Source organism: Hymenobacter agri, assembly GCF_054778495.1.
The window spans coordinates 1-17,018 of sequence record NZ_BAAGZM010000031.1 but is presented as its reverse complement, the minus strand read 5'-3'; the positions used below and the strand labels follow the sequence as shown (position 1 = coordinate 17,018).

Here is a 17,018-nt window from a genome sequence, read left to right as displayed (position 1 = left end):
GCCTGCGGCCGGCCCAGGCGCGGGCCCATGCGCGCATCACCGGCGATGTCGCCCTGGCCGAAGCCGCTCTGCAGCTGGTGGCGGTGATGGGCTGAGGTAGTTGGCTTGTGTGCAGTAAGTAGTTGTTGGCTACATGGATGGGGTTTGCCAGCGGGCAGCAGCTCAGATTAAAACCGAATTAACTCCCAACCCTGGGCTTACCGGAGGAGTTTAAGGAAGATTCTGTTTTAATTCTGGTTTTATCAGCCGGCCGCGGGCCGGCGTTGTCCGTATGTTTTCCGTTATCTATGTGCGCCGCTGGGCGCGGGTGCTGCCCGGGGCGGCGGTAGGCCTGGCCCTGGCGGGCTGCAACCTCATCGAGTTCAGCCCCAACGACCACCGCGTTCCCGAAGAATTCACCAACCTGACCGAGAAGAACCTGGCCAAGCTGGCGGCCCGGCCCCTGGCGGCGGGCGATACCCTGCGCTTCATCTTCACTGGCGACTCGCAGCAGTTTTACGACGAGGCCGAGGCCTTGGTAGCCAGCGCGAACCAGCAGCCCGGCATTTCCTTTATGGTGGTGGCCGGCGATATTTCCGACTTCGGCCTGGCCCGCGAAATGCGCTGGGTGGATGAGAAGCTGCGCCGCCTGACCGTGCCCTACGTCACCGTCATCGGCAACCACGATTTGGTGGGCAATGGCCGCCCCACGTACCAGCACATTTTTGGTGCGTTCAACTACTCGTTTGTGTACGGCAACACCAAGTTTATTATGGTGGACACCAACGGCCGCGAGTACAACTTCGACGGCACTGCCCCCGACATGGCTTGGCTGAAACCCCAGCTGGCCAGCTTCGACGGGGCACGGCGCAAAGTGGTCATCTCACACGTGCCGCCTACCAACGACGACTTCGACCCCGCCCTGCGCCAGCCCTATGTGCAGGCCCTGCGCGAAACCCCGGGCCTGGTGTTCGAGATGAACGGCCACAACCACTCGTACGGCATTTCGCAGCCCTACAACGACGGCGTGACTTACGTTAATTCCGACGCTTTTTCGGAGCGCCACTACATGGTCGTTACCGTGTGGGGCGACAAGCAGTTCCGCATCAAACGCGTGAAGTTTTAAGATGATGAAGACGCTATTGTTTGCCCTGCTGCTAACCGGCCTGCGTGCCGCTGCCGCCACCCCGCCCGATACAACTGCCGCTGCTAAGCCGGCCCAAGCTGCCCCCCGCGCCGAGCGCCCCTGGTACCGCCCCAAGCACCTGGCCCTGCAAACCGGCGGTGGCCTGGGCATGGTGGCCGCTGGCGCCGGCTACGAATTTGCCAAAAACCGCCTCGAAACCGATATTCTCATCGGCTACGTGCCCAAGTATTACGCCGGCTCCACGCTCAGCCTGGCCTCGCTCAAGTTCATGTACTCGCCGTTTCGGCTGCCGGTAGGCGAGAAGCTGCAGGTGGTGCCGCTCACGGTGGGGGCGTACTTCAGCTATACCCACGGCACCATCAACGACGAGTTGAAGGGGCAGTACGCCAGCGACTACTACTGGTTTTCGACCGATACGCGCTACGGCCCGCTGCTGGGCAGCCGCATCACGTTTTTGGCCCCGCCCATTGCCGCCACCGGCCAGCCCCGCAAAATATCGGCGTACTACGAGCTGGGCAGCAACGACTTGTACCTGGCCAGCTGGCTGAACAACCGCAACGGCGGCCTCGGCTTCGGCCAGCTGCTCACGCTGGCGCTGGGGCTGAAAGCCGACTTCTAGCGGCCCATTGCTTTCCTGGCAAAAGGCCCCTGCGGCCGGAAATGAAAATCCGGTGGGCAGGGGCTTCTCGCAATCTGCGGGGTCACCATTGGCGTAGGTGCGGCGGTTGAAATCTGAAATCGTACCTGATGAATCGTCTGTTTGCTTTCGTGCTGGCCGTGCTGCTGGCCGGTGGCTTTGGCTGTGCCGCGCCGCAGGTAGTGCCGGCCAGCACCTCCGGTGATAACAACACTGGCTCCACGGCGCGCCCCTATCTGGCCCTGGGCGATTCCTATACCATTGGCGAAGGCGTGGCGGCTGCCGACCGTTGGCCCACGCAGCTGGCGGGCCTGCTCACGGCCCAGGGCCTGGCCGTAGCCGAGCCCGACTACATTGCCCGCACCGGCTGGACCACGACCGAATTGCTGGCCGCCATTGCCGCGGCCAAGCCGGCGGCCTCCTACGAGCTGGTGTCGCTGCTGATTGGGGTGAATAACCAGTACCGGGGCCAGTCGCCGATGCAGTACCGCACCGAATTTCGAATGCTGTTGCAGCAGGCCATTGGCTTTGCCGGCGGGCGGCCGGGCCGTGTGGTAGTGCTTTCCATTCCCGATTGGGGGCAGTCGCCCTTCGGCCAGCGCCAGGGCCGCGACCCGGCGGCCATCGCGCTTGAAATCGACCAGTTCAACGCCGTGGCGCAGGATGAGTGTCGCCAGGCCAACGTGGCGTACCTCAACATCACCGACCTGACCCGCGCCGCGGCTGGCAACAGTAGCCAGTTCACCCGCGACGGCCTGCACTACTCGGGCCCGCAAATGCGGCTTTGGGCCGAGCGCACGCTGCCCGTGGTGCAGGCGCTGTTGCGGTAGCCGAGGGAACCGGCCGGGCCGGTGTCAAGTATTCTGTCCGGTTGTGCGTCTGCGGCAGGAATGAACGCTAGAACTATTTCCGCTCCACGTCTGCAAGCCGCCTACAACGGCAAAACCTACGAGAATGCCGTGCCCACCACCGTCAGCCCGCCCTCGGGCTACGGGGCGATGCTGAAGCGCTGGCTGTTTGAGAAGGCCGAGCGGGAGCCCAAAGCGCCACTCGGCCCTTTCCGGGCCGATGTGGCTACGCTGGCCGCGCCGGTGCCGGTCGATGCCCTGCGTGCCACTTGGCTGGGCCACAGCACTACGCTGCTCGAAATCGATGGCCGCCGCATTCTCACCGACCCGGTGTGGAGCGAGCGGGTATCGCCCTCGCAGCTGCTGGGGCCGAAGCGGTTTTTCGCGCCGCCGCTACCGCTCGCGCAGCTGCCGAAGCTGGATGCCGTGGTACTCTCGCACGACCACTACGACCACCTCGACCCGGCCGCCATTCGCGTGCTGAGTAGTACTGGCGTGCCGTTTTTCTGCCCGCTGGGCGTGGGCGCGCACCTGCGCCGCTGGGGCGTGCCCGCCCTGCAAATCACCGAGCTGAATTGGTGGGAAACCGCCCGGCTGAGCGACGATTTTACGCTCACGGCCACGCCGGCCCGTCACTTCTCGGGCCGCGGCCTCACGCGCAACGACACGCTTTGGGCCTCGTGGTGCCTGCTGGGGCCTACGCACAAAGTGTTTTTCGGCGGCGACTCGGGCCCGCTCGACGAAGGCTTCCGGCAGATTGGGAAAGCCTACGGCCCTTTCGACCTTGTGATGCTCGAAATTGGTGCCTCCGACCCCGAGTGGGCCGAAATTCACCTTGGGCCCGATAATGCCCTAGCGGCCCACCGGCTGCTGGGCGGCGGCCCGCTGCTGCCGTTGCACTGGGGCACGTTCAACCTGGCGTTTCATGCCTGGCGGCAGCCGGTGCAGCGTCTGCTCGAAGCCGCCGAAGCCGATGTGCCGCTACTGCTGCCCGCCCCTGGCCAGTGGGTGGATGTGGCTGCGGGCCCGCTGAACTCGAGCTGGTGGAAGTAGTCTGTTTGCCAACTCGTTGTCATCCTGAGCAGAGCGAAGGACTTTCTCATGTCAGAAATTCTAACGTGAGAAGGTCCTTCGCTCTGCTCAGGATGACAAGCGTTTTTCACGTACAAAAAGCGCGGCCGTAAACATTTGCCACGCTTACGGCTTATAGCCACTCGATCCCGGTCGCCGTCCGGCCTCGGCATCAGACTTTATTTTTGCCCTGTGATACAATCCCTCGCAGCCGCTGCCCCGATTTCGGGGCGCCGGTTGGCCCCCAACCGCCCTTTCTTCAACCTGACCAGCTTGCCGGCGCTCGTGTGCGTGGCCGCGGTGGGTTGCTGTTGCTGTTGTTGGTAGGATAGGGCAGTAGCCGGCATCTAGGCGCCTGGGGCGTTGGCCGGCTGACTGGCAGACCAGAAAAAATGCGGGTTGCCGGCGTTGGTCCGGCCTCAGCGGTGCCTACGGGCGGTCATGTAACCTGTGCTATTATTTCTGGTATATAGTAATTATTGATTTTGATGGATGCCTTTACCGGCCTGGCTGCCCCGCATGCAGCTTGGCCGGCCGGGCGCGCGGCTTTTCTTTTTTTCTGGGTTTGGCTGGCCCAACATAGCCCTTGGGGCCGCCAGCTACCCGTTTTATTTTCCCTTTTACAGATGATACACCCTACAACTACCCGAATCGGGCTGGTGGCGCTGCTCGTGTGGCTGACCACGGCTGCCGCCTGGGCCCAGAACCTTACCGTAACCGGCCGCGTGCTCGACACCGCCGGCCAAAGCCAGCCCGGCGTAACGGTGCTGCAGCAAGGCACCACCAATGGCACCAGCACCGATGCTGAGGGCCGCTTCTCGCTCGGCAACGTACCGGCCACGGCCACACTGGTGTTCTCGGCCGTGGGCTCGCTCACCCAAACCGTGCCGCTGAACGGCCGCACTACCCTCGAAATCCGCCTCGCCGCCAACCAGACTGAGCTGAACGAAGTAGTGGTGACGGGCTCGCGCGCCACCGAGGGCCGCTCTAACATCCTCACCACTGCGCCGGTGGATGTGATTTCGGCCCGCGAAATCAAGGCCTACGCCCAAACCGATGTGACGCAGATTCTGACCTACATCGCGCCTTCGTTCCAAAGCACGCGCCAGACCGTAACCGACGGCACCGACTTCGTGGACCCCGCCACCCTGCGCGGCCTCGGCCCCGACCAGGTGCTGGTGCTCGTGAACGGCAAGCGCCGCCACACCTCGGCGCTGGTCAACATCAATGGCACGCCGGGCCGTGGCTCGGTAGGCACCGACATGAACGTGATTCCGCTCGCCGCCATCAAGCGCGTGGAAGTTCTGCGCGACGGTGCGGCCGCCCAGTACGGCTCCGACGCCATTGCCGGCGTCATCAACATTCAGCTGAAAGACGATACCACCGGCGTGAGCGTGAGCAGCACCGCCGGCCAAACCGCCAAGAGCGACGGCCAGGTGTTCCAGGCCGATGCCAACCTGGGCTTCGGCCTCAACCACCGCGGCTTCGTGAACGTGAGCGGCCAGTTCTCGAACCGCAGCTACGTCGACCGCAGCGGCCTCGATACGGCCCCGCTTATCTACTTAGGCACCACCGGCGGCAACTACCCGGCCGGCCTCACCGATGCGCAGAAGCTTGACCTAAAAGCCCGCGACAACGCCCTGGTGGCCCAGAACGGCTTCAACCGCCGCGACATTCGGGTGGGCAGCGCCGACACCCGCACCTACGGCAGCTTCGTGAACGCGGCCTACACGCTGGCCCCCAGCATCGGCCTAGAGGCCTATTTCGCGGGCGGCCTCACGCGCCGCACGGGTTCGTCGGGTGCGCTCTACCGCCTACCCACGCAGGTTACGCAAACCGACGCCAGCATCTATCCCAACGGCTTTCTGCCCTTCATCAACAGCACCGTGAACGATGGCTCGGCCATCGTGGGCCTGCGCGGCAAAGTTTTCGGCTTCGCCGCCGACCTTAGCAACACCTACGGCCGCAACGCGCTGGCCTACAACATCAGCAACACGCTGAACGCCTCGCTGCCGGCGGGCACCAGCCCCCGCAGCTTCTACGCCGGTGAGCTGGCTTTCCAGCAGAATACCACCAACCTGGGCTTCACGCGTCGGTTCACGGAAGTGGGGCCGCTGGCTACGCTGAACGTGGCCTTTGGCGGCGAGTTCCGGGTCGATAACTTCCAGATTAACCCGGGCGAGACCGGCTCCTATATTCTCGGCGACCGCAAGGTGAACGGCAGTCCGGCCGCTGCCGGCTCGCAGGGCTTTGCTGGCTACCGCCCCTCCGATGCCCTGAACCAAAGCCGCAACAACGTGTCGGGCTACCTCGACCTGGAAAGCGACATCACCGAGAAGCTGCTGATTGACCTGGCCGGCCGCGCCGAGCGCTACTCCGATTTCGGCTCGAACGTGAGTGGCAAAATAGCCGCCCGCTACAGCCTGCTCGATGGGCTGGCCCTGCGCGGCGCGCTTAGCAACGGCTTCCGGGCGCCCTCGTTGCAGCAGCGCTACTTCACCAACTCCAGCACGCAGTTCACCAGCGGCGAGCTGCGCGAAGTGCTGACCACCAACAACGACGACCCCATCACCAAAGCTTTCGGCATTGGCTCGCTGAAGCAGGAAAAATCGACTAACTACAGCGTCGGCCTCACCGCGCGTGTGCTGAAAACCATTACCCTGACCGTGGATGCCTACCAGATTGACATCCGCGACCGCATCGTGCTCAGCTCGCAGTTCAGCCGCGGCAATGCGGCGGTGGCGGCCATTCTCGCGGCCAACCCGCGCCCCGGCCAGAACCCGGTGCAGGGCGTGCAGTTCTTCGCCAACGCCGTGAACACCCGCACGCAGGGTATCGACATCGTGGCCAACGAGCGCCTCACCCTCGGCCCCGACAGCCGCCTGACCCTGACGGCCGCCGCCAACTTCAACGAGACGGTGGTGCGCAGCTTCAACAGCTCCGCCACCATCGACAGCAATCCCAGCCTGCAAAACACCCTGTTCGACCGCGCCCAGCGCGCCCGCCTCGAAAACGGCCAGCCCCGCAGTAAAATCAACCTGAGCGCCGACTACGGCTACAAAATCTTCGGGCTGAACCTGCGCACCGTGCGCTTCGGCGAAGTGCAGACCAAGGACGCCGACCCCACCCGCTCGTTCATCGACCAGACCTTCTCGGCCAAATGGGTAACGGATTTGACCGTCAGCGCCCAAATTATCAAGAACATCGGCCTGAGCGTGGGCGTGAACAACCTGTTCAACATCTATCCTGACCGCCTCTACCAGGACCCCAACAACAACGAGCAAAGCCTGACTTACTCGACGTTGGATGCCACCAACCGCGGCCGCTTCCTCTACAATTCCAACCAGTTCGGCTTCAACGGCGCGTTCTACTTCGGCCGCGTGAACTTCACGCTGTAAAAGAGTATCTGTAATCAAGCCAAAAGCAAAAAAGCCCGTCAGCATTTCCTGATGGGCTTTTTTGCTTTGGATGCTTTGCTATTTTCCGGTTGGAGCTGCTGGCGTGCTGGAATTACTGCCCAGAATCTGAAACAGCTCATCCAACTTGGGCGTGAGAATAATCTCGGTGCGGCGGTTCATGGCCTTGTTCTGGGGCGAATCGTTGGGAGCCACGGGCACGTACTGGCTGCGGCCCGAAGCCGTGACGCGCTCCGGCGAAACGCCGGCCGTGGTGAGCAGGCGCGCAATTTCGGTGGCGCGCAGGGCGCTCAGGTCCCAGTTGTCCGTCAGGCCCGCCGTGCCACGCAGAATGGGTACGTTGTCGGTGTGGCCTTCCACCACCACGTTCACATCTTTCTGTTCCTGCAGCACGGTGGCGAGCTTTTTCAGGGCCTCTTGGCCTTTAGGGTCCACTTTGGTCGAGCCCGACTTGAACAGCAGTTGCTCCGAGAGCGACACGTACACCTTGCCGTCTTTCAGCTTCACCTGCAGGTCGCTGCCGCTGAAGCTGAGCAGGGCCTTGCTCACGCGGGCCTTCAGGTCGTCCACGGCCTTATCCTTGTCGGCCAGGGCTTTGGTGAGCTCGGTGAGGCGGGCTTCACGGCTTTGTAGGTCGGCGGCGAGGCGGTCGTTGTTGGCTTTGGCTTTTTGCAGGGTGGTTTCCAACTCGCCCAGCTCGGCTTCGCGGCGGGCCAGGTCCTTGGCTACTTTGTTGTAATCAGACGACTTATTGGCCAGCTCCCGGTCGCTGTTCTTGAGCAGCTTGTCGTAGCTGCTGTTCAACTCGTTGTAGAGCGTCCGGGTTTTGCGGTAGGCCGCGCCGGTCTCGGCCGAGTCGTTCACGAGGCGCTTTTGGGTGAGGCGCAGCTGGGCCAGCTCGTCGGAAGCTTTCTGCAGCTGGCCGGTGGTGGCTTGCAGCTGGCGCTCGGCGGCGGCTTTGCCGTCGGCATCGGCTTTCTGGCGGGCGGCCAGGTCGTCGTACTTGCGGGCCGTCACGCACCCGGTGAGGGTGGGAGCAGCCAGCAGGGCCAGGCCCAGCAGGGCAGGGGAGAAGATTCGCACGGAAAACAACACGGAGAAACAGAGCCATCGGCGGCCGGCCTGCCCGGCCGCGTTGGCCCGGCAAGGTAGCAACCAGCGGCCGGCCCGGGCACATTACAGCCCGCGGAAGCATCTCTGCATAGCTTTCTGGCGTAGCAACTGGTCAGTTGTGGCAGGCAGTAGGTTGTCGCTTATCTTTGACGCCCGGTTTTGACACTACACTGCCTGTTGCCGACGGGTAGCTCTCTCCTATAAAAACAATGCTGACTGCTACTCGCTCTCAGCTACAAACGAACACTATGGCCTGGTTCAAGCGCGTAGAAAAGGGCATCGTAACCCCCACCGACCAGAAAAAAGAGACGCCCGACGGCCTCTGGTACAAGTGCCCCGAGTGCAAAACGGTGGCCACCATGGCCGAGCACAAGCGCCTGCGCTACGTGTGCGGCAACTGCGGCCACCACGACCGCATCGACGCGGCCGACTACTTCGAACTGCTTTTCGATGGTGGCCAGTTTGAAGAGCTCGACGCCAACCTCACCTCCGGCGACCCATTGCACTTCGTCGATACCAAAGAGTATCCCAAGCGTATTGTGGCCACCGAGCGCAGCACCGGCCTGAAGGATGCCGTGCGCACGGCCCACGGCCTGAGCGCCGGCCAGCCGCTGGTGGTGGCGGCCATGGATTTCAAGTTTATTGGCGGCTCGATGGGCTCGGTGGTGGGCGAAAAAATTGCCCGCGCCATCGACTACGCCCGCCAGACACGCACGCCCTTCCTCATGATTTCGCGCTCGGGCGGGGCCCGCATGATGGAAGCCGGCTACTCGCTGATGCAAATGGCCAAAACCTCGGCCAAGCTCGCCCTGCTGGCCGAAGCCGGCGTGCCCTACGTTTCGCTCCTTACCGACCCTACGACGGGCGGCGTTACGGCTTCGTTTGCCATGTTGGGCGACTTCAACATTGCCGAGCCAGGCGCGCTCATCGGCTTTGCCGGCCCGCGCGTTATCAAGGAAACCATCGGCAAAGACCTGCCCAAAGGCTTTCAGAGCGCCGAGTTTGTGCTCGAGCACGGCTTCTTGGATTTTATTGTGGACCGCCGCGAGCTGAAGCAGCGCCTGGCCGACTTGCTGGGCATGCTCCGGCCGGCCCCATCGGCCGCTTCTGCCCCAAAACGTGCAGCGGTAAAAGCGCAATAGAAGCCCGTAGAAACGGTTTTTGCTATTTCGGCACACTTCTTGAAAAACCCGTTCCTGGACCAGGAACGGGTTTTTTCCGTATACGGGCCGAAACAACTCATCAATCTTTCATTTTCACATGAACACCTCCAAATCTCTCCTTTCTGTGCTGATGGCTTTCGTGCTGCTGTTCAGCTCCTGCGCCACCTCGCAGCAAGCCAGCACCACGCAGCCCGACCTTTCGACTAACAATGGCACCGGGGCCCGCAAAACCGGCATGAGCAAAACCACCAAAGGCGGCCTGCTGGGTGCCGGTGGCGGGGCCGTGCTGGGCGGCGTACTCGGCGGCCTGCTGGGTGGCGGCAAGGGCACGGCCATTGGCGCTATCGTGGGTGCCGCTGCCGGTGGTACCACGGGTGCCATCATCGGCCGTAAGATGGACAAGGCGGCTGCTGAACTGCAGACCGACATGAAAGGTGCCCGCGTGGAGCGCGTGGGTGAAGGCATCAAAATCACCTTCGACTCGGGTATTCTGTTCGATACCAACTCGGCCACGTTGCGTCCGGCGTCAGAGTCTGACATTACCAAAATGGCTGCTGTGCTGCAGAAATACCCCGACACCAACGTGCTGATTGAAGGCCACACCGACAACACCGGCACCGACGCCATTAACCAGCCCCTCTCGGAGCGTCGCGCGCAGGCCGTAGCTTCCTCTACCATCGCCAAGGGCGTGTCGTCGAGCCGCGTTACCACCCAGGGCTACGGCTCGACCCAGCCCGTGGGCGACAACACGACCGCCGAAGGCCGCCAAGCTAACCGTCGTGTAGAAGTGGCCATCTACGCCAACGAGAAGATGAAGAAAGCTGCCGAAGAAGGCCGCCTGTAAGCTGCTCGCTAAAATTCGTAACGTGTTGAAGAGGCCGCCCACAATGGGCGGCCTTTTTTACGGCCGGTGAGCTGATGAAAAAATGCAGCGAAGCACAACCCGCCACTTACCCGCCGCGTTAAAAGCCCATCATCTTTCTCCCTCTTATCCATTCGTCATGAAGACTTTCAAAGCATATTTCCTGATTTTGCTGGCACTCGTTATGCTGGTGGGCAGCGCCCAGGCACAAACCCCTAAAAAAGGCTGGAGCAACAAGGCCAAAGGTGCCGCCATTGGCGGTGGTGCTGGCGCCGTAGCTGGTGGCCTGCTGGGCGGCGGCAAAGGCGCCGTGGTAGGTGCCGCAGCCGGCGTGGTAGGTGGTGGCCTTATTGGCCGCAACCGCGACAAGAAGAAGGACCCCGCCCGCTACTACAACTACAAAGGCAAGAAATAAGCAATAGCGGCATAGCTGCCTATTGATAAAAAGGCCCTGCGCATCGCGCAGGGCCTTTTTTATGGTTGGTAGTGTAAGAAAGCCGGTTCGACTGGCACCGGGCTACGCTTGGCGGCACAAGTTTGGCAAGGTGGTTGCAAATGGCGTACTTGCCGCCCCATTGCAAAAGCAGCGGTATTTTCTTCCCAACCCCTTTTTTACATCATGAAATTCTTTCGTTCATCACTCGCTTTCCTCCTGGCGCTGGTGCTGTTGGTAAACAACTTCGCCCAGGCCCAGACTTCTACCGTATCGACGGCCAAGCCAAAAGGCATGAGCAAAACCCTGAAAGGCGGCCTCATCGGTGGCCTGGGCGGTGCCGTGGCCGGTGGTGTAGCTGGCCGCCTCATTGGCGGTAAGTCGGGCACGGCTAAGGGTGCCATTATTGGTGCCGTAGTGGGTGGCACGGCCGGCGCGCTGATTGGCCGCAAAATGGATAAGGCCGCTGCCGAACTGCGTCGCGACCTCGAAGGCGCCAAAGTGGAACGCGTAGGTGAGGGCATCAAAATTACCTTTGCTTCGGGCATCCTGTTCGGCACCAACTCGTCGAACCTGACCCCGGAAGCCGCTGGCAACATCGACCAGCTGGCCGCTACCCTCAAGAAGTACGCCGACACCAACGTGGTGGTAGAAGGCCACACCGACAGCTCGGGTTCGGACGCCATCAACCAGCCCCTGTCGGAGCGTCGCGCCCAGGCTGTATCGAACGAGATTCAGGCTCAGGGTGTGGATGCAGCCCGCATCACCGCTACCGGCTACGGCTCGACCCAGCCCGTGGGCGACAACAGCACCGCTGCTGGCAAAGCCGCCAACCGCCGCGTAGAAGTGGCCATCTTCGCCAACGAGAAGATGCAGAAAGCCGCCAAAAAAGGCCAGTTGTAAGCCGCGCATTGCGCGATAGCAACGGAAAAACCGGCAGCCCACGGCTGCCGGTTTTTTTATGTCTGGCCTTTTTAAGTTCGTGGCAACCTTGCCGCGAGCGTGCGGGTAAACCCACCCATGCCTGCACCCGATGCTACTTATTCTTCGCCCGCTGCCGAAAAAGCCTGGGCCGACCACCAGATTCTCGACCATTTCTACGGCCACCTGCCGCCCGAGCCGCGCCGCACGCCCATGCGCGAGCTGATTTCGACCGTGCTCTCGCACCGCACCACGCACGCCGACGAGGAGTTGGCCTACGACCGCATGCTGGAAGCCTTCGGCGACTGGGCCGGGGTGGAGGCGGCTCCGACCCAGGAGTTGGCCCACGCCATCCGCACCACGCGCTGGCCCGATACTCAGGCCCCGCGGATTCAGGAGATTCTGCGGCGCATCCGGGCCGAAACGGGTGGGCCCTACGAGCTGGACTTTCTGGCCGACTGGCCGACTGAGAAGGGGATGGCATGGCTGACGGAGATGCCCGGCATTGGCCTGAAAACGGCTTCGCTGCTGCTGCTGTTCAATTATCACAAGCCGGTGCTGCCCGTCGATACGCACGTGCATCGGGTGGCGCAGCGGGTGGGCTTTCTGGGGCCGAAGGTATCGGTGGAGAAAGCGCACAGCGTGCTGCTGGCCCTGCTGCCGGCCGATGCCGAAACGCTGTTTAACTTCCACAAGCACAACTACTGGCACGGGCAGCAGATTTGCTTCTTCCTGAAGCCGAATTGCGCCCGCTGCCCGCTAAAGGGTTTCTGCAACTACTACGAGGAGCATTTCGGGCCGGCCACGGCCGAGGCGCTAGCCGCCACGCCCGCCAAGTGGGACGCCGCCGCCTGGGGCAAGCTGCCGCATTAGCTTTGTAGCGCGGACTTTTAGTCCGCGAGTTGAAAACTATTCAAGTGCGCACTCGGTAGCTTGCGATTGAATTCCAATTCACGCGCGGACTAAAAGTCGGCGCTACTGCCATGCGCCTCGTTAAGCACCCCGTTCTCTGCAACTACTACGTCACGTACCGCTGCAATGCGAAGTGTGCGTTTTGCGACATCTGGGAGAAGCCTTCACCCTACATTACGCTCGAAGACGTGACGCAGAACCTGCGCGACCTCAAGCGGCTGGGCGTGTCGGTAATTGACTTTACTGGCGGCGAGCCGCTGCTGCACCGGCAGCTGCCCGAGTTTCTGGGGCTGGCGCGGGAGATGGGCTTCATCACGACCGTGACGACTAACGGGCTGCTCTACCCCAAAAATGCGGAAAAGCTGCGCGGCAAAGTCGATATGCTGCACTTTTCGCTCGACTCGGCCGACCGCGACACCCACGATTTGGGCCGGGGCGTGGCCTGCTACGATTTCGTGCTCGAAAGCATTCGGGTGGCCAGGGAACTGGGCGAGCGGCCCGACATTCTGTTCACCGTCTTCCGCAAAAACCTGCAGGATTTGGAGGCGGTGTACCGCGACATCACCCAGCCCAACGGCCTCGTGCTCATCCTCAACCCCGCCTTCGAGTACGGCGACGTGGAAACCGGCGAGCAACTCACCCCCGAGGAGTTGGATTACCTCTCGGCTTTCGGCAAGCGCAAGGGCGTGTATCTGAACGAAGCCTTCATCCAATTGCGGCGCGATGGGGGCAACCATGTGGCTGCGCCGGTGTGCCGGGCGGCCAGTACCACGCTCGTCATCTCGCCCAGCAATGAGCTGGTGCTGCCCTGCTACCACTTGGGCGAGCAGAAATTCCCCATAGCCGGGAAATTATTCGACCTCTACAATGCGCCCGAAACCCAGCGCCTGGCCGCGCTGGAGGGCCGCCTGCCGGCCTGCGAGGGCTGCACCATCAACTGCTACATGCAGCCCAGCTTCGCGGTCGAAACCAGCAAATATTTCTGGCAGGCACTGCCCAGTACTCTCAAGTATAATTGGGAAAAGGGGACTTGGAAGCGGCTGGTGGGCGTGGCGTAGCGCGGACTTTGTAGTCCGCGTCCCCCCCCGGCGGAAACCCAAACGGCGCTAATGGCGCGGAGACGCGAACTACAAAGTCTGCGCTACTCCCGGCACTTTCAGCTGCGTCAGCGCCTGCGTGATTTCGGCCGGGCGCTGGGTGCCCAGCAGCAGGCGGGTGCCATCGCGTAGCACGAGTTGCAGGCCCTGGTCGCCTGAGATGCTGTAAGCGCGATTGCGGCGCGTGCCTTTCAGGCCCCAGCCGCCGTATTCGCCCAGCGGGTCGTAGGTGCGCACGTTGGCCTGGGCAATTTCGGGCCAGGGCCGCACCTGCCAGCGCCATTGCAGCGGGAACAGCCGGTAGTGCGCGCCAGCCGCGTCGAGGCGGGTTTCGAGGCGCAGCGTGAGCAGCAGGCCGACGCCCAGGGCTACTGCGATGCCGGCCACCCCGGCGCTCCAGTCGGCATGAAAGGGTTTGGCCGGCAACAGCCACAGCAACGCGGCAACCACCACTACGGGCACCAGCAGCAGCGGCCACCAGCGCCGGATGAACACCTGGCGTTCCTGAAAAAGCATAAGGCAAGCGAAAGGGGTGAAAAGGTAAACGGCCGCATATTTACGGCCAAACCACCGACTGTATCGCCATGCCCGCCCTCATATTACCCGTTCACGGCATTTTGCCGGAAATTCCCGCCGATTGTTTCGTGGCCGACAACGCCACCATCATCGGCGACGTGGTGCTGGGCGCCAAATGCACCGTCTGGTTCACGGCCGTGATTCGCGGCGACGTGCATAGCATCCGCATCGGCGACGAAACCAATATTCAGGACGGCGCGGTGCTGCACTGCACCTACCAAAAAGCCCCGCTTAGCATCGGCAGCCGCGTGAGCATCGGGCACCGGGCGCTGGTGCACGGCTGCACCGTGGAGGACGACGTGCTCATCGGTATGGGGGCCATCGTGATGGACCACGCCGTGGTGGGCACCGGCTGCATCATCGCGGCGGGGGCGGTGGTGCTCGAAAATTTCGTGTGCGAGCCGGGCTTCCTCTACGCCGGGGTGCCGGCCAAAAGAATCAAGCCCGTGACGGAGGAGCAGCGCGAAGGGCTGCGGCGCACGGCCGCCAATTATCAGACCTACGCCAGTTGGCTGCGATAATCCGGCCGGGAGTTCCGCCGGGCTGTTTATGCCACGACGCGGCCGGAGGCAGCTGTTTTTGCCCTGATGAAAGTTGAACCTGACCGAAAACAGCTGTACCTGGCTACCTCCAATTTAAACCTGACCAGATACGGCTGTTTTTGCCTTGGTTCGATTTAAACCTACCCAAAAATGACCGTTTCCGCCCGGCTTCAAATTGAAACCAGGCGGAAACGGTCATTTTTGGGTAGTTCGGATTACAGCTCGTCGCTGAGCTCCCCACGGGGGGCTTCGCGCTCGGCCGGCGTCGTGACGCGCAGCTGCACCAGCTCCACGGCGCGGCGCGAGCGTTGCAGTACGCGGAATTCGTAGGGGTCGAGCACAGCCACGTCGCCTACTTCCGGAATGCTGCCGTAGATGACGTTGAGCAGGCCGCCCACGGTTTCGTAGTCTTCGCCTTCGGGCAGGGGGTAGGGGAGGTACTCATTGGCGTCGGAGATGGGCGTGGCGGGGTTCACGCGGTACTCATCTTCGGTCACCTTCTCCACCACGGGCACCTCGTTGTCGTACTCGTCCTGGATTTCGCCCACCAGCTCTTCCATGATGTCCTCGATGGTGACAATGCCCGACACGCCGCCGAACTCGTCGCTCACAATGGCCATCACAATGTGCTTGCGCTGGAACTGACGCAGCAGGCGGTTGATTTTCTTGGTTTCGGGCACGAAGTAGGGCGGGCGCATGATGCGGGCCAGCTCCACGGTTTCGCCGCGGCGAATGATGGGCAGCAGGTCCTTCACGTTGAGCACGCCCACGATGTTGTCGATGTTGCCTTCGTACACCGGCATGCGCGAAAAGCCTTCGCTGAACACGAGGTCGAGGATGGTATCGGCCGGGGCGTTCAGGTCGAGAGCCGAGAGCTTGGTGCGGGGCACCATAATCTGCTTCACCATGCGGTCGTTGAACTGAAACACGTTCTCGATGAGCTCGTGCTCGGAGTCCTGAATCTCACCGCTTTCCTTACTTTGGTCGAGCAGCAGGCGCAGCTCGTCGGAGGTGTGCGCCTCGGTGCCGTGCACATTCTGAATGCCCACCGCGCCCAGCATCAGGTTGCTGGCTTTGGAGAGAAACCAGGTGAGGGGCCGCGTAATGAAGTAGAAGCCCCGCAGGGGCAGCACCAGCGCCAGGCTCACGCTCTCGGGCCGCTGAATGGCCAGCGCCTTCGGAAACAGCTCGCCGAAGAGCACGTGCAGGAACGTAAGGACGATAAGACCCAGCGTAACGGCGATGCTGTGCGCCGTGATGGGCGAGATGCTCAGGCCCAGGCGGGGCAGCACGCTCAGAAAAAACTCGGTGAATAGTTCTTCGCCCACCGCACCCAGCAGCAGCGAGGCAATCGTCACGCCGAGCTGCGTGGCCGAGAGGTAGTCGTAGAGGCGGTGCAGCACGCCCAGGGCCTGGCCGGCCAGCCGGCTGCCCTCCTTGGCTTTGATTTCGAGCTGCGAGAGGCGCACGCGAATCAGCGAGAATTCGGCGGCCACGAAAAATCCGTTTACTAGAACGAGTAAAACGGTTAAGAATAGTTGTAAACCCATGTTGGCGGCCCCCGCGACGCGGTCGGTCTGGGGGCCATTGTGCTTCAAAAGTACGCAGTTTGGCGCAGGTAGTTGGCTACGGGCGGTTTGGGCTCACGCATTTCTCACGTGGCCGGGTGTAATTTTGGCGTTCAAATCGAGTGTAAGAACCAATGACCGGGGCCGCTGGTCTTCCCTATGTTGGGCCCGCGCATAACAGAAGCCGGCCTTTTGCGGTATCAGCAAGCGCAACGTGGTAAGTGCCAACGCGACAATCAACTCCCTCATGAAAAATTTCCGGATACTGCCGGTGCTGCTGCTCTGGCTGGGCTTGGCGGCCACGGCCACGGCACAGATAATTACGCCCACGCACCTGAGCACCGCCCTAAGCAAGCCCACCGCCAAAGTGGGCGACGAGGTGGAGCTGATTATCAATGCCCGCATCGACGACAAGTGGCACCTCTACGCCTCTGATTTCAGTGATGAGGTCGGCCCCACGGTATTTACCCTGAAGTTCAAGCCCAGCCCGGCCTACGCGCTGGTGGGCAAGCTGGAGTCCATCAAGTCGCACCACGAGCAGGACGAAGTATTCAAGGGCGAAGTGGCTTTCTGGGAAAAAACCGGCCAGCTGCGCCAACGCATCAAGGTGCTGCAGCCCGGCCCGCTCACCGTGTCGGCCGATGCCGACTACCAGAGCTGCACTACCGTCGACGGCAAGTGCGTGCCCGGCAGCGCAACCCTGGCCTTCGGCCCGCTGACGGTGGCCGGCGCG

General features: G+C 62.4%; 16 protein-coding genes. 13 read left to right on the top strand and 3 right to left on the bottom strand.

The genetic code is table 11. The features are described 5' to 3' along the window. Positions 1–271 precede the first annotated feature (271 nt). The 5 genes from ACYVDE_RS03455 (at position 272) to ACYVDE_RS03435 (ending at position 7,080) form a co-directional block, all read left to right on the top strand. Complete coding sequence (locus ACYVDE_RS03455; protein ID WP_460500085.1) at positions 272–1,105, top strand: metallophosphoesterase family protein; 834 nt, start codon at positions 272–274, stop codon at positions 1,103–1,105. Position 1,106: 1 nt separating this feature from the next. After that, complete coding sequence (locus ACYVDE_RS03450) at positions 1,107–1,745, top strand: hypothetical protein (RefSeq protein ID WP_460500084.1); 639 nt, start codon at positions 1,107–1,109, stop codon at positions 1,743–1,745. 128 nt (positions 1,746–1,873) lie between these two features. Beyond that, positions 1,874–2,593: an SGNH/GDSL hydrolase family protein gene (locus ACYVDE_RS03445; RefSeq protein WP_460500083.1), complete on the top strand. Its 720-nt coding sequence runs from the start codon at positions 1,874–1,876 to the stop codon at positions 2,591–2,593. 60 nt (positions 2,594–2,653) lie between these two features. Next, complete coding sequence (locus ACYVDE_RS03440) at positions 2,654–3,664, top strand: MBL fold metallo-hydrolase (protein ID WP_460500082.1); 1,011 nt, start codon at positions 2,654–2,656, stop codon at positions 3,662–3,664. A gap of 644 nt (positions 3,665–4,308) precedes the next feature. Then, positions 4,309–7,080, top strand: a complete 2,772-nt coding sequence (locus tag ACYVDE_RS03435) for a TonB-dependent receptor (RefSeq protein WP_460500081.1) — start codon at positions 4,309–4,311, stop codon at positions 7,078–7,080. 78 nt (positions 7,081–7,158) lie between these two features. Here the strand turns inward: ACYVDE_RS03435 and ACYVDE_RS03430 are convergent, their stop codons facing one another. After that, a complete protein-coding gene (locus ACYVDE_RS03430; RefSeq protein WP_460500080.1) occupies positions 7,159–8,181 on the bottom strand; it encodes an OmpA/MotB family protein in 1,023 nt (340 codons plus the stop codon). A 278-nt stretch (positions 8,182–8,459) separates the two neighbouring features. Here ACYVDE_RS03430 and accD point away from each other — a divergent pair, with 278 nt between their 5' ends. The 6 genes from accD to ACYVDE_RS03400 all read left to right on the top strand — a co-directional run bounded on the left by accD (position 8,460) and on the right by ACYVDE_RS03400 (position 13,560). Further along, complete coding sequence (accD, locus tag ACYVDE_RS03425) at positions 8,460–9,353, top strand: acetyl-CoA carboxylase carboxyltransferase subunit beta (protein ID WP_460500079.1); 894 nt, start codon at positions 8,460–8,462, stop codon at positions 9,351–9,353. Positions 9,354–9,471: 118 nt separating this feature from the next. Continuing rightward, positions 9,472–10,218 carry an OmpA family protein gene (locus ACYVDE_RS03420; RefSeq protein ID WP_460500078.1) on the top strand — a complete coding sequence of 249 codons (747 nt, stop codon included), beginning with the start codon at positions 9,472–9,474 and terminating at the stop codon, positions 10,216–10,218. Positions 10,219–10,375: 157 nt separating this feature from the next. Beyond that, the gene (locus ACYVDE_RS03415; protein WP_460500077.1) at positions 10,376–10,651 is read left to right on the top strand and encodes a YMGG-like glycine zipper-containing protein; all 276 of its coding nucleotides are present in this window, start codon (positions 10,376–10,378) and stop codon (positions 10,649–10,651) included. 204 nt (positions 10,652–10,855) lie between these two features. Then, complete coding sequence (locus tag ACYVDE_RS03410; protein WP_460500076.1) at positions 10,856–11,572, top strand: OmpA family protein; 717 nt, start codon at positions 10,856–10,858, stop codon at positions 11,570–11,572. A gap of 117 nt (positions 11,573–11,689) precedes the next feature. Continuing rightward, positions 11,690–12,463, top strand: coding sequence for an endonuclease III domain-containing protein (locus ACYVDE_RS03405; protein ID WP_460500075.1), 774 nt, complete (start codon positions 11,690–11,692; stop codon positions 12,461–12,463). Between the two features lie 110 nt (positions 12,464–12,573). Further along, entirely contained in the window at positions 12,574–13,560 is a 987-nt protein-coding gene (locus ACYVDE_RS03400) for a radical SAM protein (RefSeq protein ID WP_460500074.1), read from the top strand. Positions 13,561–13,629: 69 nt separating this feature from the next. Here the strand turns inward: ACYVDE_RS03400 and ACYVDE_RS03395 are convergent, their stop codons facing one another. Beyond that, a complete protein-coding gene (locus tag ACYVDE_RS03395; protein ID WP_460500073.1) occupies positions 13,630–14,115 on the bottom strand; it encodes a hypothetical protein in 486 nt (161 codons plus the stop codon). Positions 14,116–14,183: 68 nt separating this feature from the next. Between ACYVDE_RS03395 and ACYVDE_RS03390 the strand changes: the two genes are divergently transcribed. Further along, complete coding sequence (locus ACYVDE_RS03390) at positions 14,184–14,696, top strand: gamma carbonic anhydrase family protein (protein ID WP_460500072.1); 513 nt, start codon at positions 14,184–14,186, stop codon at positions 14,694–14,696. Positions 14,697–14,932: 236 nt separating this feature from the next. Here the strand turns inward: ACYVDE_RS03390 and ACYVDE_RS03385 are convergent, their stop codons facing one another. After that, complete coding sequence (locus tag ACYVDE_RS03385) at positions 14,933–16,267, bottom strand: hemolysin family protein (RefSeq protein WP_460500086.1); 1,335 nt, start codon at positions 16,265–16,267, stop codon at positions 14,933–14,935. Positions 16,268–16,532: 265 nt separating this feature from the next. Between ACYVDE_RS03385 and ACYVDE_RS03380 the strand changes: the two genes are divergently transcribed. Further along, a partial coding sequence (locus tag ACYVDE_RS03380; protein ID WP_460500071.1) for a protein-disulfide reductase DsbD domain-containing protein occupies positions 16,533–17,018 on the top strand: 486 nt, incomplete at its 3' end.